Origin of the sequence: Xenorhabdus aichiensis, assembly GCF_028598775.1 — a bacterium.
In the GTDB taxonomy this organism is placed as follows: Bacteria; Pseudomonadota; Gammaproteobacteria; order Enterobacterales; family Enterobacteriaceae; genus Xenorhabdus; species Xenorhabdus bovienii.
In genome coordinates this window covers 12,387-34,825 of the sequence record NZ_JAQRFO010000028.1, presented here as the reverse complement: position 1 = coordinate 34,825, position 22,439 = coordinate 12,387, and the positions used below count along the sequence as shown (strand labels likewise).

General features: G+C 42.8%; 19 protein-coding genes. 14 read left to right on the top strand and 5 right to left on the bottom strand.

Features of this window, described 5'->3' with window-relative positions; translation table 11 throughout:
• Positions 1-541 precede the first annotated feature (541 nt).
• The 6 genes from PSI22_RS13270 to PSI22_RS13245 all read left to right on the top strand — a co-directional run bounded on the left by PSI22_RS13270 (position 542) and on the right by PSI22_RS13245 (position 7,007).
• Positions 542-1,087 (top strand): fimbrial protein, encoded by a 546-nt coding sequence (locus PSI22_RS13270; protein WP_273580157.1) that lies wholly within the window; start codon positions 542-544, stop codon positions 1,085-1,087.
• A gap of 458 nt (positions 1,088-1,545) precedes the next feature.
• Complete coding sequence (locus tag PSI22_RS13265; protein WP_273580156.1) at positions 1,546-4,248, top strand: outer membrane usher protein; 2,703 nt, start codon at positions 1,546-1,548, stop codon at positions 4,246-4,248.
• A 126-nt stretch (positions 4,249-4,374) separates the two neighbouring features.
• Complete coding sequence (locus tag PSI22_RS13260; protein ID WP_273580155.1) at positions 4,375-5,133, top strand: fimbria/pilus periplasmic chaperone; 759 nt, start codon at positions 4,375-4,377, stop codon at positions 5,131-5,133.
• A 111-nt stretch (positions 5,134-5,244) separates the two neighbouring features.
• Positions 5,245-5,808, top strand: a complete 564-nt coding sequence (locus PSI22_RS13255; protein WP_273580154.1) for a fimbrial protein — start codon at positions 5,245-5,247, stop codon at positions 5,806-5,808.
• Between the two features lie 66 nt (positions 5,809-5,874).
• Positions 5,875-6,711 (top strand): MrpH family fimbial adhesin, encoded by an 837-nt coding sequence (locus tag PSI22_RS13250; RefSeq protein WP_273580153.1) that lies wholly within the window; start codon positions 5,875-5,877, stop codon positions 6,709-6,711.
• A gap of 17 nt (positions 6,712-6,728) precedes the next feature.
• A complete protein-coding gene (locus PSI22_RS13245; protein WP_273580152.1) occupies positions 6,729-7,007 on the top strand; it encodes a helix-turn-helix domain-containing protein in 279 nt (92 codons plus the stop codon).
• 322 nt (positions 7,008-7,329) lie between these two features.
• Here the strand turns inward: PSI22_RS13245 and PSI22_RS13240 are convergent, their stop codons facing one another.
• Positions 7,330-8,010, bottom strand: coding sequence for a tyrosine-type DNA invertase (locus PSI22_RS13240; RefSeq protein WP_273580182.1), 681 nt, complete (start codon positions 8,008-8,010; stop codon positions 7,330-7,332).
• A 232-nt stretch (positions 8,011-8,242) separates the two neighbouring features.
• Positions 8,243-8,905, bottom strand: a complete 663-nt coding sequence (locus PSI22_RS13235; protein WP_273580181.1) for a YtjB family periplasmic protein — start codon at positions 8,903-8,905, stop codon at positions 8,243-8,245.
• A gap of 116 nt (positions 8,906-9,021) precedes the next feature.
• Here PSI22_RS13235 and serB point away from each other — a divergent pair, with 116 nt between their 5' ends.
• From serB to PSI22_RS13215, 4 genes are all read left to right on the top strand, one after another.
• The gene (gene serB, locus PSI22_RS13230; RefSeq protein WP_273580151.1) at positions 9,022-9,999 is read left to right on the top strand and encodes a phosphoserine phosphatase; all 978 of its coding nucleotides are present in this window, start codon (positions 9,022-9,024) and stop codon (positions 9,997-9,999) included.
• Positions 10,000-10,045: 46 nt separating this feature from the next.
• A complete protein-coding gene (gene radA / locus PSI22_RS13225) occupies positions 10,046-11,431 on the top strand; it encodes a DNA repair protein RadA (RefSeq protein ID WP_038197984.1) in 1,386 nt (461 codons plus the stop codon).
• 557 nt (positions 11,432-11,988) lie between these two features.
• The gene (gene nadR, locus PSI22_RS13220) at positions 11,989-13,215 is read left to right on the top strand and encodes a multifunctional transcriptional regulator/nicotinamide-nucleotide adenylyltransferase/ribosylnicotinamide kinase NadR (protein WP_273580150.1); all 1,227 of its coding nucleotides are present in this window, start codon (positions 11,989-11,991) and stop codon (positions 13,213-13,215) included.
• Between the two features lie 676 nt (positions 13,216-13,891).
• A complete protein-coding gene (locus tag PSI22_RS13215; RefSeq protein ID WP_238097820.1) occupies positions 13,892-14,617 on the top strand; it encodes an ATP-binding cassette domain-containing protein in 726 nt (241 codons plus the stop codon).
• A gap of 115 nt (positions 14,618-14,732) precedes the next feature.
• Here PSI22_RS13215 and ettA read toward each other — a convergent pair whose 3' ends face one another.
• Positions 14,733-16,400 carry an energy-dependent translational throttle protein EttA gene (gene ettA / locus PSI22_RS13210; RefSeq protein WP_273580149.1) on the bottom strand — a complete coding sequence of 556 codons (1,668 nt, stop codon included), beginning with the start codon at positions 16,398-16,400 and terminating at the stop codon, positions 14,733-14,735.
• Positions 16,401-16,783: 383 nt separating this feature from the next.
• Here ettA and sltY point away from each other — a divergent pair, with 383 nt between their 5' ends.
• On the top strand, positions 16,784-18,703 hold the full coding sequence (gene sltY / locus PSI22_RS13205; protein ID WP_273580148.1) for a murein transglycosylase: 1,920 nt from the start codon (positions 16,784-16,786) through the stop codon (positions 18,701-18,703).
• A gap of 56 nt (positions 18,704-18,759) precedes the next feature.
• Positions 18,760-19,092: a trp operon repressor gene (gene trpR / locus PSI22_RS13200; protein WP_273580147.1), complete on the top strand. Its 333-nt coding sequence runs from the start codon at positions 18,760-18,762 to the stop codon at positions 19,090-19,092.
• Positions 19,093-19,140: 48 nt separating this feature from the next.
• On the opposite strand, the gene yjjX is transcribed toward trpR, so the two are convergent.
• Entirely contained in the window at positions 19,141-19,674 is a 534-nt protein-coding gene (gene yjjX / locus PSI22_RS13195; protein WP_038184016.1) for an inosine/xanthosine triphosphatase, read from the bottom strand.
• 54 nt (positions 19,675-19,728) lie between these two features.
• Between yjjX and gpmB the strand changes: the two genes are divergently transcribed.
• Positions 19,729-20,376, top strand: coding sequence for a 2,3-diphosphoglycerate-dependent phosphoglycerate mutase GpmB (gpmB, locus tag PSI22_RS13190; RefSeq protein ID WP_273580146.1), 648 nt, complete (start codon positions 19,729-19,731; stop codon positions 20,374-20,376).
• Here the strand turns inward: gpmB and robA are convergent.
• Positions 20,373-21,254, bottom strand: a complete 882-nt coding sequence (gene robA / locus PSI22_RS13185) for an MDR efflux pump AcrAB transcriptional activator RobA (protein WP_273580145.1) — start codon at positions 21,252-21,254, stop codon at positions 20,373-20,375. The two genes, gpmB and robA, sit on opposite strands and share 4 nt — an antisense overlap.
• Before the next feature lie 704 nt (positions 21,255-21,958).
• Here robA and creA point away from each other — a divergent pair.
• Positions 21,959-22,435 (top strand): protein CreA, encoded by a 477-nt coding sequence (creA, locus tag PSI22_RS13180; RefSeq protein WP_080717992.1) that lies wholly within the window; start codon positions 21,959-21,961, stop codon positions 22,433-22,435.
• Positions 22,436-22,439: the final 4 nt, after the last annotated feature.

Sequence of the window (22,439 nt, the reverse complement as noted above, 5' to 3'; positions counted from 1 at the left end):
AACAGAATTAAAACTATTTAATCTTAGTGATATTTTAAATTGGTAATTAGCTTGATAATTATCTTAATTAGGTAAATATTTTGGTTTTATTTTAACTAAAGCCATAAAATCCATAATAAAAACCATAGCTTAGGCTTAGGTCGATATAATAAAATATTTTTTTCTGTCAGGTCGAAAAAATTGAATGATAAAGCAACGCAAACTAAGATCCTAAATTACTGATCGTTGCTCGATATAACTCAGGCTAATAATCCAAATTTAAAAAATTATTAGTAAAATATACTACTCATTCCACGTACTTTTTTATAAAAACTCATATTTTATATGAAGTTAAAACAGATCTTTAGTTTTATTGCCTGAAATTTGACTTAAGACTTATTCTGTAGAATGATATTGCCAGTTTGGTTTATTTTGACCTGTTATTAATTTCGTCAAAAAACTAAATAATCATTCGCCTAAGTGTCAGAAATTAATTTCTGTGCTTCGGCTTCCTGTTGGCTATGAGTATCTATATCTTTAAATTAAAGGCACAAGTTAAATTATGAAACTTAATAAATTGGCGATGGTTCTGGGTTTTGGTGTAGCTTTGACGGCTGGTGCGGCAAGCGCAGCTAACCAAGGTAGCGGCACAGTTAAATTCAGCGGTTCTATTATTGATGCACCTTGCTCAATCAAAAACACCAATATTGACGTTGATCTGGGCGCAGTTTCTAGCCATATTCTGAAAGATGGTGGTACTTCAACACCTAAAGCGTTCAAAATTGAATTAAAAAACTGTACTGCTGAAACCAAAAATGGTGTGAAAACAACCTTTACTGGTGCAGAAGCTGATGAAAAAGGTTTATTAGGCATTGAAGGTCCTGCATCCGGTGCTGCAATCGTTATCACCAATGCGGGTAATAAGCCGATTCCTCTGGGTACAGAATCAGATAAATTTTCTTTGCACGAAGGTAGCAATGATCTGAATTTTGCCGCACACCTGAAAGGCATTACCACAGCACAAGGAGCAGATGGTAAAAATCAGCACAGTGTAATCAAACCAGGTGAATTCACTGCCATCGCAAACTTTACTTTAAACTACCTGTAATATTATTCATTAGTTAACGGGTAATTTTTAGTCATTGAATGTCAGGAAACTAACTGCCATTGTTATTATAGGTTTCCTGATAATTGATAGTTTATTCAGGGTATTTCTCGGATATAACACGTTAGCAGAACATTACTACAATATGATGTAGTAGGATCTGTTTTATTGATTTAAGTTAATAGTATTGAAAATTAAGTCATTAACGTGTGCCATTAACGAAATTATCTATGATAGAAGTAAATTGAAATACCCTTTTTTTATTTATTTAACCAGCGGTATTCTCTAAGTACAAAGAAGAGAAAGCGTGAGATATTACGAATAAGCAGGACATATGGCAACCTCTGTGACACCAGTATCGGTCGAGATCTTCAATTTAGATCGATGAAATTTAATAATGCCATGTATCAGGTGAGAAGCCCTGTATTCTCGCTCGTTTGGCAGTATCAGACAGCGGCTAAATGCAAATTGGATTATTAACGATTTATCGTTCAGAGGGTGCTATGGCTTTGTTTTCAAATTCCATGAATCATAATTTTTCAGCTATTAATATAAAAAACAACATTAATAAAGAGAACGTCGCTGATAAAAAAACAGCGGATAATAAAGCGAAAATAGCTAATAGAATAAAATCAGTCCGCTTTAAAAATAAAATTAAACCTCTTTCCTCATTGGTATTGTTTGCACTGGCGGGTATGCAAACAGCATATTCTAATCCATCAATTGAATTCAATATCGACGCGCTGGATGTCGGTGAACGTGCCAATATCGATTTGGATAAATTCTCCCGCGCAGGCTATATCATGCCTGGTAACTATATTATGGGTGTCCGGATGAATAAAAATGAATTTCCGGACATGTATTCGATTGATTTTACCCCACAACCCGATGACCCCAAAAGTAGCGAAGCCTGCATATCCCCTGAATTGGTGAAGCAAATAGCACTGAAACAGGAGTGGGCAGAAAAATTAGGTTGGCAGAATGATGGAAAGTGTCTTGATCTCGGCAGTTTGCCAGGCATGTCAGCCAGAGGGGATCTGGCAACTTATACCCTGTATTTAATTGTTCCACAGATCTATCTGGAATATGACTTGCCGGATTGGGATCCGCCTTCCCGCTGGGATAACGGTGTACCTGGAGTATTGTTTGACTATAACGTCAATGCGCAGACATCTAAACCCACCCATGGCAGTAGCAACCAGCAGGTGAGTGCTAACGGAACAGCAGGTATGAATGCGGGCGCATGGCGTTTTCGGGCTGATTGGCAGGCTAATTATAACCGTTCGAAAACCAAGGATAATAAACAGGGGGCTTCTGGAGAAAGGGAGCGTGATTGGGATTGGAGCCGTTACTACCTGTATCGCGCTATACCTCGCCTTCAGGCTCAATTGACGTTTGGGGAAGATTACCTGAATTCCAATATCTTCGATAGTTTCCGTTATACGGGGATGAGTCTGGTGACGGATGACAATATGCTGCCGCCAAACTTGCGTGGATACGCCCCCGAAGTTTCTGGAGTCGCGAGAACCAATGCCAAGGTTACTGTACGCCAGCAGGGGCGAGTGCTGTATGAAACTCAGGTTGCGCCCGGCCCGTTCCGCATTCAGGATCTCAGTGATGCAGTAACGGGAAATCTGGATGTCAGAGTAGAAGAACAGGATGGTGGCATACAGGAATTTCAGGTTAATACGGCTACAGTTCCTTATCTGACTCGCCCCGGACGCGTGCAGTATAAATTGGTCGGTGGGCAATCGACCAATGACAAACATCGTCGGGAAGGGCCCGCGTTTGGGTTGGGCGAATTCTCCTGGGGGATTAATAACGGCTGGTCATTGTATGGCGGATTGCTGGGAGCAGGGGATTACAACGCCTTGTCTCTGGGGATTGGCCGTGACTTGATGATGCTCGGTGCGTTGTCTTTTGACATCACGGAATCAAGGGCAAGACTACCGAAAGAGAATAAAACCTTTACGGGTGGTTCATATCGTCTCAGTTATTCGAAACGTTTCGAGCAATACAATAGTCAGGTGACATTTGCGGGGTATCGTTTCTCCGAGCGTAATTTTATGAGTATGGCGCAATATATCGACCGCCGTTACCGCGATGTTAACTCTGATAATGGAAAAGAACTTTATACCCTGATTTTCAGTAAACAATTTAAGGATCTTGGTCTTAATGCCCATATTAACTATAGCCATCAAACCTACTGGAACAGGCCAACCAATGATCGCTATAACATATCGCTGTCCAAATATTTGGATATTGGGAGTTATAAAAATATCAATGTGAACTTATCCGCCTATCGCAACAATTTTGACAATAAAAAAGATGATGGCGTGTATCTGAATCTGTCTATTCCGTGGGGAGAGAGCGGAACACTTAGCTATAACGGTTTGGCCAATCGTCAGGGTAATTCGCATATGGCTGGTTATTTCAACCGCATTGATGAGCGCAATAACTATCGTATCTCAGCAGGTAGCAGCATTAGCGGTAAGGCAGCGGCAGATGGTTATTACACTCATTATGGTGACAAAACGTTGCTGACTGCCAGTGCCAGTTATCAGGATGGCGGGTATACCTCCGCAGCACTTGGTCTTCAAGGTGGAGTGACCGTGACAGCAAATGGCGCAGCATTGCATCGCATCAATCTTCCTGGCGCAACTCGCCTGATGGTGGATACAGAAGGTGTGAGTGATGTGCCGGTCAGAGGGTACGGTTCTGTCGTTCATACAAACTACTTTGGTAAGGCAGTGCTTGCAGATGTAAATCACTATTACCGCAATTCTGCAAACATTGATTTAGACAACTTGCCGGATAACGTAGAAGCCCTGCGTTCTGTGCAACAGGCAACACTGACAGAAGGTGCGATTGGTTATCGGAAGTTCCAGGTGATGTCAGGATTTAAAGCGATGACCGTTATCCGTTTGCCTGATGGTTCATTCCCACCTTTCGGTGCTTCTGTCATGAACACCGCTCAACGGGAAATTGGGATTGTCAGTGATGATGGGTATGCCTATCTGAGTGGAATGAATGCCGGTGAGAAATTGCAGGTGCATTGGAATGGCGGGGCTCAGTGTGAAATCACTGTACCGCAAGAAATATCCGAAGCATCTTTGACTTCATTTTTACTACCTTGTCAGTTTTTAAAAGGTGAACATAAGTAAATTGCAATAAGACAAGCCAGAAAGTTGAATTGAAGTGGCGTATTATGTTGCTGATTTAACATGGAAAGTATTGTTGTTAGCAGAGCAATCTAAAAACGAATCTCTTTTGAGAATGGGCAAGTAATAATGAAAATGAAAAAAACTCTAATGGTAACCGCTATGACGGTGACAAGCCTGATGCCAGCTTATCAGGCAATGGCTGCGATGGCGCTGGATCGTACCCGGGTAATTTTTAATGGGGATGTAAAATCCGTTAGTTTGAATATTGAAAACCAGCATGTCGATTTGCCTTATCTGGCACAGGCGTGGATTGAAGATGACAAGGGAAATAAGATTAATGGCCCGCTCGTGGTAGTTCCTCCTGTACAGCGTGTTGAAGCCGGAGCGAAGAGCCAAGTCAAAATTCAAACATTACCGACAATAGCCGAATTGCCTCAAGACAGAGAAAGCCTGTTCTATTTCAATTTGCGTGAAATTCCACCACGCAGCAATAAACCTAATGTGCTGCAAATTGCGTTGCAGACCCGAGTGAAGTTGTTCTATCGCCCGGAAGCCGTCATTGCACGTCGTATCGATCTTGATAACCCATGGCAGGAAAAACTCACTTTGACCCGTCAGGCAAATCAATATCTGGTGAGTAACCCGACATCTTATTACATCACCATTTCGGAAGCCTCTAATAAGGTTAATGGCAAGAGTGTCGATGGTTTTCAACCTTTGATGCTGGCACCCAGAAGTAGTGAAAAGCTTGGGGGAGACTTCAGTGCACTGGGCAATGCGCCGGTACTGACCTATGTCAATGATTATGGTGGACGCCCACAGCTGACATTTAGTTGTAATGGCAATACTTGCACGGTTGCGAAAACCACAGTGGAAGAAAACTGATCGAACCTTGTGGATGACGCCCCATCGGTCGTCATGCTGATGGGAACTTTAAAGTCTAATTAACCGGATCGTGATGGCTTTTTTTTTGGGTAAATGTTGGGGTAAAGAATAATGAGTCCGTTAAATATGAAGCTATCCAAATATGTACTGCCAGCCCTGTTTATTTTCGGCATTGGTGGCCAGAAAAGTGCCTATGCACAAGATAGCCTGCGCCAGGATGTCAAAATTACGCTGACTGTACTCGCTGCTCCCTGTGTGATTAAGACAGAAGATAAAGCGATGGAGGTGTATTTGGGACGTATTCTTAACCGTGACCTTTATCAGAATCACCGCACTCCAGGCCAGCATTTTGAACTGCATCTGGAGGAGTGTGATCCCCGTGTCGCACAAAGCCTCAAGATTAAGTTTATGGGGCCAGAGAGTCGTGCACTGCCCGGATTGCTGGCATTTGGTGCTGGCAGCCGGGCTTCCGGTGCCGCTATTGGTATGGAGAGCATAGATGGCAAGCCACTTCCTTTTAACAAAGTCAGTAAATTTCCGCTCTCTCGTACCAGTAGCAGTAATGTGATTCCGTTTCGAGCGTATGTACAAGCTGAACCCCGCGCCCTCCAGCAAAATAGGATTGGTGCTGGTGCATTTAATGCAATTGCGACCTTTGAAGTCAGTTATGAGTAATGATGCTGACTTATTTTTCGCTCACAATTTTTAGCCAGAGTTTGATGCTATTTAGGGGAATAAATTATGCGCCATATTAAGAAATCACTGATGAAATTCATAGCATTGCTGTTTTTCTTAAGTGCCTCATATGCTTATGGTGGCGCTTATGTTATGGCGGTTGATACTCAGCCATCAGGTAATCAGGCTGTCACGACCATGGAAATTATCGCCTGGACAGAGGAGGAAGGGGCGCCAAACCCTTGTTATGGTAGCAGGCGATGTTATGTCGGGCCTGATGTTTGGTATACGAATGGTGGTAGGCCAGGTATGTATGGTTCCTGCATTGGAGCTGGTGCGTGTTTGAATGACGCCAATCGATACCGTACTGCGGAAGAGGTCATGCAGGCTTATAAAAGGAAACTGGGTATTCCTTTTAGAACAAGATTTACCATCATGACTGGGGATGCTGATTGTGTAGGGTTGTTCTACTCCTATGAAATATCAAGGGGTTATGGTTCAGCGGACAAATTCCCTAATTCCACTTGCGGTAAGTTACCCCCAAAAAATCAGAATTGCTCTATTTCTGTGCCTTCTGAAATTGCTTATGGCGCATTAAAAGCATCAGACGTCAATAATGCGACGCGTTCGATCACGGGGCAGGTGAAATGTGCTCTTAAGGGAGACTTCCGATTAGAAGGTTTCTCAATCGGTAGAGAAGCAAAAATTTATTTGGATTCTAACCGACAGATGTATTCCACATTGCAGATTAATGGGCGGGAAGCAATGGACGGTGTGTCTTTTAAGGCGAAAGGAAGAGATCAACCAGAAAATTTCACGCTGACATCCATATTGCGCACGATCACACCACCCAAAGCCGGTAAATATGAAGGTATCGCAGTAGTTTTATTAAGTTATAACTAATTGAGAGTAAAGATATCATGCGAGTCAGTATGCTGGTAGGAAAACGAATCCAAATGAAAAGGAAAGAAATTGGGATGACAGTAGCAGAGCTGGCGGACAGAATTAGCGTTAGCCAGCAGCAATTGTCGCGTTATGAACGAGGAACCAATAAAATCAGTCTGGAACATTTGGTTGATGTTTCCATTGCTTTGAAAACGCCCGCTGATTGGTTTTTAGAAGATTGCTTCAATAAAACCCAAGTCCATGTTAAGAATCAATATGCCTTTGTGGCGGAAACAATTTTGGACTTATATTGATATCAGATAGAAAAAGAATGAATAAATCGATAAGTCAAAGCCATTCCTGTTCGGAATGGCTTTTTTTGCCAGAAATACCCATCAGATAATACGTGACCTAAATACGGTATTTGGTTAACAATTAGTACCAAACTGTTAACTGAAGAAGATTAATCCTAATTTTGTTATTTTTTAAGTTGATTATTCCAACATAATTGATAATTTTAATTTATATATCTTTCGATATAAAACAATTTAAATGAGTATTCACCGAAGTAGAAAAACAGGAAAATTCTGATGATGGAGTAAGGGGATATGACACATAAAAAGAAGGGGTTATTTTCTACATTGTAATCAATCTATTACTTTGATTCTTTCGGATGAAATGAGAATAAACGGATTGCAAAAAGTAGGATAATTGACGGGTTAACAGTTTGGTACTAATTGTAGACAATTTTCGTTTCCCTCTTTCCTGCCAGATAGTCCCGAAACGACCCGCATTACTCGCAGTATAACGTACAGTATGGCGAATATTCCGATGCCCTAAATAGTCCTGAATCAAGCGGGTATCCACGCCATTGTCCGCCAGCGCGTAGCCGCAGGAATGTCGTAGCATGTGCGGATTCGCGCAAACCGCTAAATTGGCCTGTAAACTCGTTTGTCGGATGATTTTATAAAACTGCTGGCGGGACATCCGTACGCCTGTGCGCGACAAGAATAACCAGTCATTCTGCTCACTGTTTTTGTACTTCTGACGTTGGGCAAGCCACTGGCGTATCAGTTGAACCTCCCGCATCACCATCGGATGAATTGTGGAAAAACCATTCTTCAGGCGCTGTACACGCAGCTTTTTCCCCTCCAAATCCGCATCAGAAAGCTTTAGCCCAAGCAATTCAGAAACCCGGAAACCATGAATAAAGCCCATAAATATCATGCATATATTCCGTTCGGCATGAGGATGTTTTCCCAACTCTTTGATCAATATTTCAATCTCCGAGTGGGTTAAGTAATTACGTTTTTTCATGATGTTTAACACAGTATTTGACTCCTTACGATTATCAAAGATGCCTAATATGATTCTTGCTGATTATTCACAGACTGCAACATTAGGGTTCAGTAATAAATGATGTGATGATAAAAATACACAGTCATTTATCTGTGAAAATAGGGGCTTATGCAGGAAAAACAGGAAAGAAGACCATCTGAATGCAGCATAAACACTGAATTCAGATGAAATGATGAAGTGGGGAAGAAGGTTAGCGTCGAGAGGCGTCGCTTTTATTTTCTCGATCCTCATCAAAGGATTTGGTATTGGCGGTCAAGAGATAAGGTGATTGCTGCCAGCGGCTGGGAGTGAGTTGGAGTAAGTTATGTGCCAGAACAAACCCAATCGCCAATGCCAGCAGGATCATGATCCTGAGTAAATTCGTCGTATTATCCACCTGCTTGGCTTCTGTTTCTAGCCTGTGACTATCCAGTGTCAGGCGGAGAAAACCTTTTGGTTCATTTTTGCCGGGTATGGGGACAACGAGCTGCTGATTGAAGTAGCTGCCTGATTTTTTGCCATCTAACGATAACCGGTCACGAACAGAAATTGGCTCACCACTCCGCGCGATCTGGGTGCCATTTTCCAGATAAACACTGGCATCCAAAATGCGACTTTTGCTGGTCAGATAGTTCAGGTTGGCTACAATCTTTTTATTATTAAGATCTTTGCTACCATTCTCCATATAATCAGACAAGCTGTATGCTACCTGTTTTGCCAGAGTTTTCGCCAGATCTTCAAACTGATTTACCTGAGCCTGTTGCTGAGAACGACTGAAATAGGAGACACCCTGCAGCAGTAATACCAGCAGTGCTATACATATTAAAATAATCGCCGTCTTATGCAGTCGAAATTTCAGTTTTGCTTTGATCATCGTTATTCCATCCATGCTTTGGAACACATCATGTTGCCAGATGCTGTATTGATAGGATAGTTTGAAAAGCATTTTTTGCCTGCCAAAATTACACGGAATTACAGGAGTCGATGTTCATGTCTAATAATCTGGCCTACCGTTACCTACCCGATGAGATCCATAAATGGCCGGGATTACCGTTATCTCTCAGTGGCGACGAAGTGATGCCGCTGGACTATCGCGCAGGGGACAGTGGCTGGTTACTGTACGGCCGCGGTTTGGATAAACAGCGTATTAGCGATTTTCAGCATCGTCTGGGCGTTGCCATTGTCGTGGTCTCTTCATGGCGTATTGATGATTATCAAGTGGTCCGCATTGCCGGCAGTCCTTCTCCACGTATTAAACGGTTGGCGGATGAGTGCAGTCTTGATGTCGTTCCTCTGGGGCAGATCCCACGCCTGCGTTCACCGGGTCTGTTAGTGATGGATATGGATTCGACCGCCATTCAGATTGAGTGCATTGATGAAATTGCCCGTCTGGCGGGCGTCGGCGATAAGGTGGCTGCCATCACGGAGCGCGCGATGCAGGGAGAGCTGGACTTTTCAGAAAGCCTGCGTGAACGGGTTGCTCAACTGGCAGGTGCAGATGCATCAATATTACAGCAGGTGATGGAAACCCTTCCCCTCATGCCAGGGCTGACGAGTCTTGTCCGCAAGTTACAGTCGCTGGATTGGCATGTTGCGATTGCATCGGGAGGTTTTACCTTCTTTGCGGATAACCTTCGTCAGCAGCTACGTCTGTTTGCTGCGGTTGCCAATCAACTTGAGGTCAAAGATGGCAAATTGACGGGTAAGGTCAAAGGGCCGATTGTTGATGCAAAATACAAAGCAACCACGTTGGTACGGCTGGCAAAAGAGCTGAATATCCCACTGAGTCAAACCGTGGCAATTGGGGATGGTGCTAACGACTTGAAAATGATCCGCAAGGCGGGGCTGGGAATTGCCTATCATGCAAAACCTAAAGTGTATACGCAGGCCAAAGTAGGCATTCGCCATGCTGATTTGATGGGGGTTCTGTGTGTTTTGAGCGGTGGTTTAAAACACGAAGAGCGTTAATGTTGGTTTTCTGGCCGCCAAAGGCAGCCATATAAGGGAGTACAGAGTGGCAAAAGCAGTAAAAAGGGCATTTGTCTGTAACGAATGTGGCGCGGATTATCCCCGCTGGCAGGGGCAATGTACCGCATGCCACGCATGGAATACCATTACGGAAGTGCGTTTGGCCGCCGCTTCATCTTCCCGCAGTGAGCGTTTCAGTGGCTACGCGGGAGAGGTCAGTATCAGCAAAGTACAGAAACTCGCTGAAATCAGTCTGGAAGAGTTGCCGCGATTTTCGACTGGGTTTAAAGAATTTGACCGTGTGCTGGGGGGTGGCGTTGTACCCGGCAGCGCGATTTTGATTGGCGGAAATCCCGGTGCGGGGAAAAGTACTCTGCTATTACAGACCATGTGCCAGTTATCTGAACAGATGAAAACGCTGTATGTGACAGGGGAAGAATCATTGCAGCAGGTGGCGATGAGGGCACATCGGTTGGGATTACCGACGGATAAATTGAATATGCTGTCAGAAACGAGCATTGAGCAGATTTGTCTGATTGCCGAACAGGAACAGCCTAAATTGATGGTGATCGACTCTATTCAAGTCATGCACATGGCGGATATTCAATCTTCACCGGGCAGTGTCGCGCAGGTCAGAGAAACGGCGGCTTATTTGACACGGTTTGCGAAAACGCGTGGTGTAGCCATTATCATGGTTGGGCATGTGACAAAAGATGGCTCTCTGGCAGGGCCAAAAGTGCTGGAGCACTGCATAGATTGCTCGGTAATGCTGGATGGTGAGGCGGATTCCCGTTTTCGGACTCTGCGCAGTCATAAAAACCGTTTTGGTGCGGTAAATGAGCTGGGTGTGTTTGCCATGACCGAGCAGGGATTGCGGGAAGTGAGTAACCCTTCAGCGATTTTCTTGAGCCGAGGAGATGAGGTTACGTCGGGAAGTTCCGTGATGGTCGTATGGGAAGGTACCCGTCCTCTGCTAGTGGAGGTTCAGGCGCTGGTTGATCACTCCATGCTGTCCAACCCGCGTCGAGTCGCTGTGGGGCTTGAGCAAAATCGACTGGCGATTCTACTGGCTGTTTTACATCGGCATGGTGGTTTGCAAATGGCTGACCAAGACGTCTTTGTTAACGTCGTTGGGGGGGTGAAAGTGACAGAAACCAGTGCTGACCTTGCGTTATTGCTTTCTTTGGTTTCCAGTTTCCGCGATCGCCCTTTGCCTCGTGATCTGGTGGTATTTGGTGAAGTTGGTCTGGCAGGGGAAATTCGCCCCGTCCCCAGTGGCCAGGAACGCATTTCAGAAGCAGCCAAACATGGCTTTAAACGTGCTATTGTGCCTCACGCCAACATGCCGAAAAAAGCATTGCCAGAGATGAAAGTGTTTGGTGTCAAAAAATTGGCAGATGCATTATCTGTGCTGGATGAGTTGGATGACTGATTAAGAACCTATCTGATTGCCTGCTATCATCAGGTTGACTGTGGTAGGCAATCAGACACCTTTTCAATAATTGTCCCATTTTTTCCTAATACCTTGATTTTTAGAAAATTCAGTTTTTACATTCGACTCAAATAAATATGCGAATTTTTGAGTGATATTTTTCTTCATTTAATCCAAATGAAAAATCAGCTAGTGGTACGTTATACTGCTCAAATTTTCCTACTCTTATCGAATTAAATTATTTATTTATAATAAATACCCTTTGGAATTACAGTGGAATTTAATTCAGAAAATAACGGCATAAATTTCATTGTGATTCAGCGAAATTTCACTTATTGCACTCAATAATGAGCTCTTTAATTAACTTTTCACCTAAACTAATAATTTAATATTGGTTTGTTTTATTTTATGAATATCTAAAATTATTTAATTTTAAATGCTATTAATGGTTAGGATAACAAGATTTCATTCCAAAATATCAATAAACAACCAATTTTATTTTTACCTTTCACAACAAGCGTGTTATTTTGTTTAGTATACTAAACATAGGGGGTTTTATGGGGCAATTTGACTACTTGAAAGAAGCTATTAAACAAGCGAGTTACACATTGCAGCAAGTGGCTGATGCCTGTGGAATGACAAAAGGCTATTTGAGTCAACTTATTAATGGCAAAATAAAGAGTCCGAGTGCGCAGAAACTGGCATCTATTCATCAATATTTAGGATTAGCGTATCCCATGGAAAAGAAAACAGTCGGTGTGGTGTTTGGTAAATTTTATCCGTTGCATACTGGGCATATTTATTTGATCCAGCGAGCATCCAGTCAGGTTGATGAATTGCACGTCGTCCTCTGTTATGACGAATTGCGGGATCGTGAATTGTTCATCAACAGTTCTATGTCTCAGCAACCCACAGTCAGTGACCGCCTGAGATGGCTTTTACAAACGTTCAAATATCAAAAAAGTATCCACATTCACGCTTTTGATGAACATGGCATGGAGCCTTATCCGAATGGCTGGGAAATATGGAGCCGGGGAGTGAAGGCATTCATGGCAGAAAAGAGCATCAATCCTGAATATATCTATTCCAGTGAAGCGCAGGATGTAGCACGTTATAAAGAATATTTCGATATTGAAACCATTCTTATTGATCCACAACGTTCATTCATGAATATCAGCGGCAGCCAGATACGGCAGGCACCTTTCCGCTATTGGGAATATATTCCAACAGAAGTGAAGCCATTTTTTGTGCGCACCGTCGCAATTCTGGGTGGTGAGTCGAGTGGTAAATCCACACTGGTGAACAAGTTAGCCAATATGTTTAACACCACCAGCGTATGGGAATATGGGCGAGAATACGTGTTCTCCCACTTGGGAGGGGATGAAATGGCCCTGCAATACTCAGATTACGATAAAATTGCATTGGGACATGCACAATATATTGATTTTTCAGTTAAATATGCCAATAAAGTTGCTTTTATTGACACTGATTTTGTGACGACACAGGCATTTTGCAAGCGTTATGAAGGAAAAGAGCATCCTTTTGTACAGGCGATGATTGATGAATATCGATTTGATCTGGTCATTCTGTTAGAAAACAACACACCGTGGGTGGCTGATGGGCTAAGAAGTTTAGGTAGTGAACGGGAACGTAAAGAGTTTCAGCAGTTACTTGAGAGTTTGCTAAAGAAAAATAACGTCGATTATGTTTGTGTCAACTCAGCAGACTATGATCAACGTTTTCTGCGCTGTGTTGAGTTAGTTCAACACATGTTAATGGCGTAACTAACTTTTATATATAAAAATAGATTTAATTTATATTATTATCATAATTAATTCATGGTAATCTATTTTCCACAGTGATTCTTAGCATTATTGTTTTTTATTCTTAACTAACTTTAATTGAATGTTTCTTGTGGTTATTTTTACAATGGTAATAAAATAAATTGTGATAATAATATTTTTTGATGCTTGAATTCTATCGTTTTGACTTGAATTGTAGAGAAATAAGTCATTTAATGAACAGACCTATTGATTTATTTATATAAAATTTATTAGTTATTAACAAACCCACAGATATATTAGGTGTTTTACCAAAAGTGGAGGTAATGTAAAGAAAATATTAAACTACTGAAGTAACCATGATGATTTTTTTCCTTATTATCTAAATGGAATAAAAATAGAAAAACTTATGCTATTTTTATTTGGCTTGTATTTGCCTTATGCATAATTAATTAATATTGTTAAATTTTTATTCTAAGATTAGGAAATATCTTATTTATTATATGCTCATTGTAAATAATAATTGACATAATATGAGTATATCCTTATCAGGATGTTTCACATATAAACTATTTTTATTTGTACAATGTTTAATAGACATTAGTAGTATCACAAATGAATCTAGGCAGCATATGTTAAGGAAAAAGCTTTAATCTTTTAACCTAATTGTGTTGAGAATATGAACTTAAATCAATTTAAATCGATTGAGGTTATCAATATTTCATATGGTTTGACTGACAATTCAGTTAATCATGAAATGATTTCAGATATCACATTTTCTATTATACCAGGTGAAATTACTTTGATAACAGGACCGAAAGCATCGACCAATAGCACATTGCTATCGATTGCGTCGGGTATGTTACAACCAGATCAAGGAGATGTATTAATTAATAATAACAAGTTGAAACTAATGAATGATATCGAATTAGGAAAGTTTCACTCTGAAAGTAGCGGGTTTATTTTTCATGACTTTAATTTATCCAATAAACTGACGCTCTTAGATAACTTGTTATTATCAACTTCTTATGGATTAACTCTTTCTAGTGAGCAAGCGACAAAAATCGCGCAGAAATCATTGGATATTGTCAAATTGGGTCATAAGAGCCGTTATTACCCTGGCGAGCTATCTGAGAACGAAAAACAGCTGGCTGCGATGGCAAGAGCGATAGTCAGAAGACCTGAATATCTATTTGCCGATGATCCGACACGTAACTTGGGTCATAAGGAGTTTCAGATGTTCGTCGATATCTTTAAATTTATTGCGCACGAACAAAAAGGCACGGTTGTGATTGCTTCTCAAGATAACCGTCTGGTTCAATACGCTGATAGCATGATTACGTTAGAAAGGGGGAAGGTCGTTAAGACTTATGAATCCTTTCAAGAAAAAAGAGTGATGGTGTAGTCGTTATATCCCAATAAACTTCAAGTTGCAGCCAACAAAGCAGCAATTTGAAAGATGAAGGGGATAAGTCAACTCGGAAAAACGGCCTGATATCAGGCCGTTTTCGCTATCAGGTTTATTTACTGATTTTTTTATATTTAATGCGGTGTGGCTCCAGTGCAGCAGCCCCCATTGTCCGCTTTTTATAATCTTCGTATTCGCTGAAGTTTCCTTCAAAGAAAGCGACTTTACCTTCATCTTGATAATCAATGATGTGTGTCGCAATACGGTCAAGGAACCAGCGGTCATGGGAAATAACCATCGCACAGCCCGGGAATTCCAACAGGGCGTTTTCCAGTGCTCGCAGAGTTTCGATATCCAGATCATTGGTGGGTTCGTCAAGTAGCAGCATGTTGCCGCCAACTTGCAGCAGTTTGGCTAAATGCAGACGGCCACGTTCACCACCAGACAATTCGCCGACACGTTTGCCTTGATCTACGCCCTTGAAGTTAAAGCGGCCAACATAGGCACGGCTTGGAATTTCAAAGTTGCCGATCCGCATGATGTCCTGACCACCGGAAACCTCTTCCCAAACGGTTTTCTTATCATCCATGCTATCGCGGAACTGTTCAACGGAAGCTAGCGTAACGGTTTCACCCAGAGAGACTGTACCAGAATCAGGTTGCTCTTGACCGGACAGCATACGGAACAGGGTTGATTTACCTGCACCGTTCGGGCCGATGATCCCAACAATCGCCCCTTTTGGCAGAGAGAAGTTCAGGTTGTCGATTAAAACCCGATCGCCATAAGATTTGGTCAGGTTGGTCACTTCCAGCACTTTATCACCCAGACGTGGGCCTGGTGGGATAAATAATTCACTGGTTTCATTACGTTTCTGGTAATCAACGTTATTGAGTTCTTCAAAGCGAGCCAGACGCGCTTTACCTTTTGCCTGACGTCCTTTCGGATTTTGGCGTATCCATTCAAGTTCTTTTTCAATGGATTTGCGGCGAGCAGCTTCTGAGGAGGCTTCTTGTGCCAGACGTGCGTCTTTTTGTTCCAGCCATGAAGAGTAGTTGCCTTCCCATGGAATGCCTTCGCCACGGTCCAGTTCCAAAATCCAGCCAGCAACGTTATCGAGGAAATAACGGTCATGGGTAATAGCAACGACGGTGCCTTCATAATCGTGCAGGAAGCGCTCCAGCCATGCGACAGATTCGGCATCAAGGTGGTTGGTGGGTTCGTCGAGCAGCAGCATGTCTGGCTTTTCCAGCAGCAAGCGGCAAATCGCGACTCGGCGACGTTCACCTCCTGACAGATGTTCAATCTTGGCATCCCATGCAGGCAGGCGCAGGGCATCAGCCGCTCGCTCCAGTTGGTTATCCAGATTATGCCCGTCATGGGATTGGATAATCGCTTCCAGTTGACCTTGCTCTTTTGCCAGCTTGTCAAAATCTGCATCAGGATCGGCGTAAGCAGCATAGACTTCATCAAGACGCGTCAGCGCATTTTTGACTTCGCCGACTGCTTCTTCCACAGCTTCGCGAACGGTATGTTCAAGGTTGAGCTTTGGTTCCTGCGGCAGATAACCAATTTTAATGCCGGGTTGTGGACGAGCTTCTCCTTCAATATCGTTATCGATACCCGCCATGATGCGCAGTAAGGTCGATTTACCCGCACCATTGAGGCCGAGAACACCAATTTTTGCTCCAGGGAAAAAACTCAGAGAAATATTTTTCAGAATATGCCTTTTGGGGGGAACAATTTTACCAACCCTGTGCATACTATAAACATATTGAGCCAATGTAATTTACCTTTTATTAATAAGGGAATTTTGAAATTCGTTTGCGTTTATGGGGCTTGGAGGGCGCATTTTACCCTAAATTTTACGTATCGTGTTGCTACCTGATTAGCACGAGTTCAAGCATCCAATTACCGCAAACGGTAAAAACCATCTGTGCGGAACGTGTGTTTATGAGAGGGATCCCCGTTCCTGTCTGACGATTGTATTCACTGTGGGACGGAATACAAATGAGATTATGTGTGTTCTTCTAAACGACACTTTCATAAAAATCTTATCGTTATGAATTCACTGTTGTAATCAATCATGTCAATAATATGATTATAATTGAATAGCATTTTTGTATTGGTGGTTATCCGTTTAGTCCTTTGGAGGAGCATGTAGCAATGAATAAATGGCGGCATTTTACGATGGCTGTGGGTCTGGTTTTTGTTGCTGGGGCAGCACATGCGGATTCTTTGGACGCCCAACGTGAGCGATATCAAGCGGTAAAGCTGGCGTGGGAGGCGAAAAATATGGCGGAAGTTGAACGATTGATGCCAACGCTGAAAGATTATCCCCTATATCCTTATCTCGAATATCGCCAGTTAACTCAAGATTTGGATATCGCCACGCCTCAGCAAATCCGCCACTTTATTGATACTTATCCGACTTTACCACCGGCGCGTTCTCTGACATCCAAATATATCAATTCGCTGGCAAGCCATGGAGACTGGTCTGGTATTTTGGCATTCAGTCCAAATGCACCAAGAGCTGTTATGACGCGCTGCAATTATTACTTTGCTAAATGGGCTACTGGAAAACAGCAAGTAGCATGGAAAGGTGCCCAAGAACTGTGGTTGAGTGGCAACACATTGCCCGGCAGTTGCGATAAGCTGTTTGATGTCTCGGAACAGGCTGGGTATTTATCTGCAAATTTAATTTTTCAGCGAATGGAATTGGCGATTAAATCAAATAACACTCAATTGGTTAATTATCTTATTAAGCGTTTGCCTTTGAGCTATCGGAGCTTGAGTGAGAATTTACTGAAATTGCAAAATGATCCTGCCTTCGTTGAACATTTTGCCCAAGCGCTCACACCAACAGATTTTACCCGCTCCGTTGTCATGACGACTTTTTCTCGCTTTGCCCGTAAAGACGCAGAACTTGCCAGACACAGTATTCCGGCCATTGTTCGGGCGCAGAAAATGAATGACTCTGAGCATCAACTGTTAAAAGATGCAGTGGCATGGAATTTGATGAGCAATGTCACACCAGAGCAGGCGAAATGGCGGGATGACGCTATACGAGATTCACAATCTACCAATCTGCTTGAGCGACGCGTCCGTTTGACACTGCAAGATGGCGATGAAAAAGGGCTGGCACAGTGGCTGTCGTTGCTTCCTAAAAGTATTCTGCAAAAAAAAGAAGAGTGGCAATACTGGAGTGCCATTGTCTTGCTTAATGAAGGTGAGCAAGCAGACGGCGAAGCAATATTGCACAACCTTAGGGAAAAGCGTGGCTTTTATTCAATGGTGGCTGCGCAGAAATTGAATATCACTTATCCATTGATGATTGGTAGAGCAGAAAAACCAGATGATTCGATTGCAAAAATGCAGGAAATAAAGCGTATCCATGAGTTGATATATTGGCGTATGGATAATCTGGCGAACTCAGAGTGGGATAACTTTGTTTCTTCACAAAGTCCGTTAAAGCAGCAACAGTTGGCGCGTTACGCTTTTGAACAGCATTGGCCAGAACTCAGCGTGCAGGCTACCATTACGGGTAATATGTGGGATCATCTTGAGGAGCGTTTCCCTCTGGCATGGCAGAATGAATTTGCGAATTTTACTGCCGATAAAAATATTTCACAAAGTTATGCGATGGCGATTGCCCGACGGGAAAGTGCATGGAATCCCCAGGCTCGTTCTGGAAAGGGAGCCAGTGGATTGATGCAGATCATGCCAAAAACCGCAGAGCATACCGTGAAGGAGCAGAAGATTCAGGGCTATTCCAGCAGCAGTCAATTAATGGAGCCTGTGATGAACATCAAAGTGGGTACAGCTTATCTGGACTCGGTTTACCAGCGTTTTGGCAATAACCGCGTTCTTGCCAGTGCGGCTTATAATGCTGGCCCCAGAAATGTTGATCGCTGGTTGGCGAATAGTGCTGATCGTATTGACGCGATAGCTTTTATTGAGAGCATTCCTTTCGGGGAAACACGCGATTATGTCAAAAACGTACTGGCTTATGATATGTATTACCATCATTTTATGGGAAAACATTCAAATGCGTTGACTAACGAAGAATGGCAAAGGCGTTATTAATTTTAGATATAACTATGGTATGCTGCCGTACTAGTTAAATAGTATGGCCGTTTATTATGATACCAAATCACTTGATTGATCCGGCACTCACCCCGGAAGATAGCGATGACTGGCTCACTTTTGTGGGATTGTTACAGTCAGCATTTGAACAAAATTTGCAACATCCTATTTTGCAGCTATTATTGACTCCCGATGAGCGCACGGCCCTGTCAACTCGGATTCGGATTATTCAGGAATTGATGCGTGGTCAGATGAGCCAGCGTGAGTTGAAAAATGAGCTCAGTGTGGGTATAGCGACAATTACTCGTGGCTCCAACAGCTTAAAAGCAGCATCTACTCCTGTCAGGGCGTGGTTGGAAGCACAATTATTAAAAGATAATAACGGTTAAAATAACCAAAGCGGGGTCATTTTGTTATGACCCCTGACGGCCACGCCGTTAAGGTTGGTTATTCAACTCTTTGTAAATTTCATGATGAATAGGAACGAGAGCCAATATCAGGGCTTGATGATAAACGCTGGTGCGGGTCAGAATACCGTTGGTAAAAAAGCCGATTGCGCCACCTTTCTGCTTGATATTATCGACGCCGGTCAAATAAGCCATTTCATGGCCAAGCTCGCGTCCTTCACGAATGCCTTCCAATACTTTTTCAGGCAGCATCAGACTGGCGGAGCGCGATTCACCCCGAATTTGCTTGTATTCGATAACCATCCAGGCAAACGTCATGTCATCTTCAATTCCAGCTTCGACTCCAACCCAAAAATCGGCTTCTGGCCGAACCTGGCGGGCAGCCATCACGCGGTGACGGGCACCGGTACGGGTTTCAGTATTGCCAATGGGTTGTTGGGGGACGCTGCTGTCTACGTTGACATCTTCTATGCGGTAAGTGCCGGGGCCAAAAACATCATCGAATGCAAGGCTAATCGCTTTTATTTTCGCAGGGTTAGTTGTTGCGGCAATAACGTGGTACATAATAAATAAATTATCCTTTGAATTATTTCAGATGCAGTATAACGGAAAATGAATATGTTACAGGTCTATCTTGTTCGCCATGGCGAAACCGAATGGAACGTGGCTCGCCGTATTCAGGGGCAAACTGACAGTCCCTTGACTGAAATTGGCCTGCGTCAGGCACGCTTGGTAGCACAGAGAGTAAAATCACAAAACATCACACATGTTATCACCAGTGACCTTGGTCGAACACGTCAAACCGCAGAAATCATCGCGAAAGCCTGTGGGTGTGAAGTGCTGCTGGAACCCCGTTTGCGGGAGTTAAACATGGGTGTTCTGGAAAATCGTGAACTGAATTCCCTGACTCCTGAAGAAGAATCCTGGCGTAAAAGTCTTGTCGATGGTACACCAAATGGGAAGATCCCAGAAGGTGAATCAATGAATGAATTGTCAGCTCGTATGCGGGCAGCACTGGAAAGTTGCCTTGACCTGCCAGCAGGCAGCCGCCCGTTGTTAGTGAGTCACGGTATGGCATTAGTCTGTTTGGTCAGTTCTATCTTGGGGCTTCCTGCCAACTCGGAGCGCCGCCTGCGGCTAAGAAACTGCTCTATCTCAAGAGTGGATTATCAAGATAGCCCGTGGCTGGCTTCGGGCTGGATTGTTGAAACTGCGGGCGATATCACACATCTGGATATGCCCGCATTGGATGAATTACAGGGCTAACGTTCAATTGGGATGAGGTACTCAAATTCCACAACGTGGCTTTGAGACTCATCCTCAAGGTTTTTCCATTCAAGATTAGTAAGGTAGTATCGCTCGACATCGTATCCCTTCCTGCGAGTGATGTTTAATTTAGGCAAGCAGATACCATAAACGGTAAAGAGGAACTCTTTTAATTGTTCTTTGCCCCCAAAATAACTGAATGAAATATAGTCACCGCCAGGTAGAACAACAGGCCTGTTGTCTTGCGTATCAAATGTGGCATATTCTGGTTCTATTGCTGTGGTATAGAAAACAGTCTGCTCATCTTCATGCTCTGCGCTGAGATCGGAATGGTGCAATCCATACAGCCTGGGGGGAAGTGTTTTAGCATGTTGCAGATAGTTCACCCAGAAACCGTGACGCATCTCTGTGCAGGCACTTGACCACTGCTCCAGCGTATAAGAACAAGTATGCTCAGTACCGATAAGCAGCTGATCTTCCAACGTGACATATTTGTGTGCTGGCAACGGTTTGTTATCCAACATAATGGGTGGGCAAATACCCGTAGCACACCACTCTTCACTTCGGCGGTAGGAAGCAGGCGTTCGGTTGAACTGTTTTTTGAAGGCCCGAGTAAACGTTTGTTGAGAATCAAAACGATATTGCAATGCAATGTCCAGAATAGGGCGACTGGTTAAACGCAATGCAACTGCGGCTTTGGATAACCGTCTTGCTCGGATATAAGAACCAATAGCCTGACTTGTGACGTCCTTGAACATGCGCTGTAAGTGCCACTTGGAGTAACCTGCTTTTGCTGCAACGTTATCGAGGGATAGTGGACGATCTAGGTTATTATCCATCCAATGCAGCAAATCTCGAATGATGTTGGTTTGATCCATACATCTCCCTAAGTCATTAAGACAAAAAGAAAATCATACAAATGTACAACAACTTACTATTTTGAAAAACCAAAACGTTTTTCTGAATGCAACTGTTATGTAGTTTGGTCGATAATTAACCCCTACCATTCCCAAAAGGTAAAAAACATAGCCTGTGATGTCTCTTGATGGTTGGAGAGCAGAAATTATTCCTATTCTCACTGGTAAAAGTTGTTAATTCTAGATGCTATGAATGATTAATTTTGTTTTGTGTAAGACTGAGCATGTGATATCCACTTTTACGGAAAAACTTTCTTATTAAATTAAACAAGAATTTTCTTGGAATAAATTAATGGCTTAACCGATAATTTGTCAAGAGTTATCTTGTTAAATTCATTAACAATAGGCATCACTATGTTCATTTTCACAACCATTTCCGCTCGCCAACATACATAGTTTGGTGGATGTTGAACATAAAACAGGCTGATAAAAACTTTCTCAAAATAGGCGTACTTTGTAAATGCCATTCAAAAAGTGGGTGAACCAGTAGAAATGGATTTGAAGGCCATTTTTTACTCGTTTAGAATGCCTGTTCAGCTATAATGTCACGATTTTTCGTCATAAATACATTAGTAGTGAAAATGATTTCATGAAAGATATTGATTCACATTATATGTGAATAGTGGATATTTTCACTGCATTTATTTAATTCAAGTGGACTAAATATGGTAACAATCAAGAAAATAGTGATAGCGGCTGCCCTGATCTTTTCTCCTGTTATCCTGCATGCTGAGGAGATCGGTTCTGTCGATACCGTGTTCAAACTATTCGGCCCTGATAACAAAATAGTGATAGAAGCTTTTGATGATCCTGATGTCAAAAATGTCACCTGCTATCTGAGCAGGGCTAAGACAGGCGGGATCAAAGGCGGATTGGGGTTGGCAGAAGATACTTCTGATGCCGCTATATCCTGCCAGCAGGTCGGGCCGATTGAATTGAGCGACAAAATCAAGACATCCCCCAAAAAAGGGCAGGTTGTCTTCCAAAAACGGACATCTTTGGTGTTTAAAAAACTTCAGGTGGTTCGTTTCTACGATCCTAAACGTAGTTCTCTGATTTATTTAACTTATTCTGATAAAGTCATCGACGGGTCGCCTAAAAATGCGATCAGTGCGGTGCCGATTATGCCGTGGAAAGAGTGAGTTA

Coding starts and splice junctions, on each gene's coding strand:
- PSI22_RS13270 (WP_273580157.1), top strand. CDS start 542: ATGAAACTTAATAAATTGGCGATGGTTCTGGGTTTTGGTGTAGCTTTG.
- PSI22_RS13265 (WP_273580156.1), top strand. CDS start 1,546: ATGCAAATTGGATTATTAACGATTTATCGTTCAGAGGGTGCTATGGCT.
- PSI22_RS13260 (WP_273580155.1), top strand. CDS start 4,375: ATGAAAATGAAAAAAACTCTAATGGTAACCGCTATGACGGTGACAAGC.
- PSI22_RS13255 (WP_273580154.1), top strand. CDS start 5,245: ATGAGTCCGTTAAATATGAAGCTATCCAAATATGTACTGCCAGCCCTG.
- PSI22_RS13250 (WP_273580153.1), top strand. CDS start 5,875: ATGCGCCATATTAAGAAATCACTGATGAAATTCATAGCATTGCTGTTT.
- PSI22_RS13245 (WP_273580152.1), top strand. CDS start 6,729: ATGCGAGTCAGTATGCTGGTAGGAAAACGAATCCAAATGAAAAGGAAA.
- PSI22_RS13240 (WP_273580182.1), bottom strand. CDS start 8,010: ATGAAAAAACGTAATTACTTAACCCACTCGGAGATTGAAATATTGATC.
- PSI22_RS13235 (WP_273580181.1), bottom strand. CDS start 8,905: ATGATCAAAGCAAAACTGAAATTTCGACTGCATAAGACGGCGATTATT.
- serB (WP_273580151.1), top strand. CDS start 9,022: ATGTCTAATAATCTGGCCTACCGTTACCTACCCGATGAGATCCATAAA.
- nadR (WP_273580150.1), top strand. CDS start 11,989: ATGGGGCAATTTGACTACTTGAAAGAAGCTATTAAACAAGCGAGTTAC.
- PSI22_RS13215 (WP_238097820.1), top strand. CDS start 13,892: ATGAACTTAAATCAATTTAAATCGATTGAGGTTATCAATATTTCATAT.
- sltY (WP_273580148.1), top strand. CDS start 16,784: ATGAATAAATGGCGGCATTTTACGATGGCTGTGGGTCTGGTTTTTGTT.
- trpR (WP_273580147.1), top strand. CDS start 18,760: ATGATACCAAATCACTTGATTGATCCGGCACTCACCCCGGAAGATAGC.
- yjjX (WP_038184016.1), bottom strand. CDS start 19,674: ATGTACCACGTTATTGCCGCAACAACTAACCCTGCGAAAATAAAAGCG.
- gpmB (WP_273580146.1), top strand. CDS start 19,729: ATGTTACAGGTCTATCTTGTTCGCCATGGCGAAACCGAATGGAACGTG.
- robA (WP_273580145.1), bottom strand. CDS start 21,254: ATGGATCAAACCAACATCATTCGAGATTTGCTGCATTGGATGGATAAT.
- creA (WP_080717992.1), top strand. CDS start 21,959: ATGGTAACAATCAAGAAAATAGTGATAGCGGCTGCCCTGATCTTTTCT.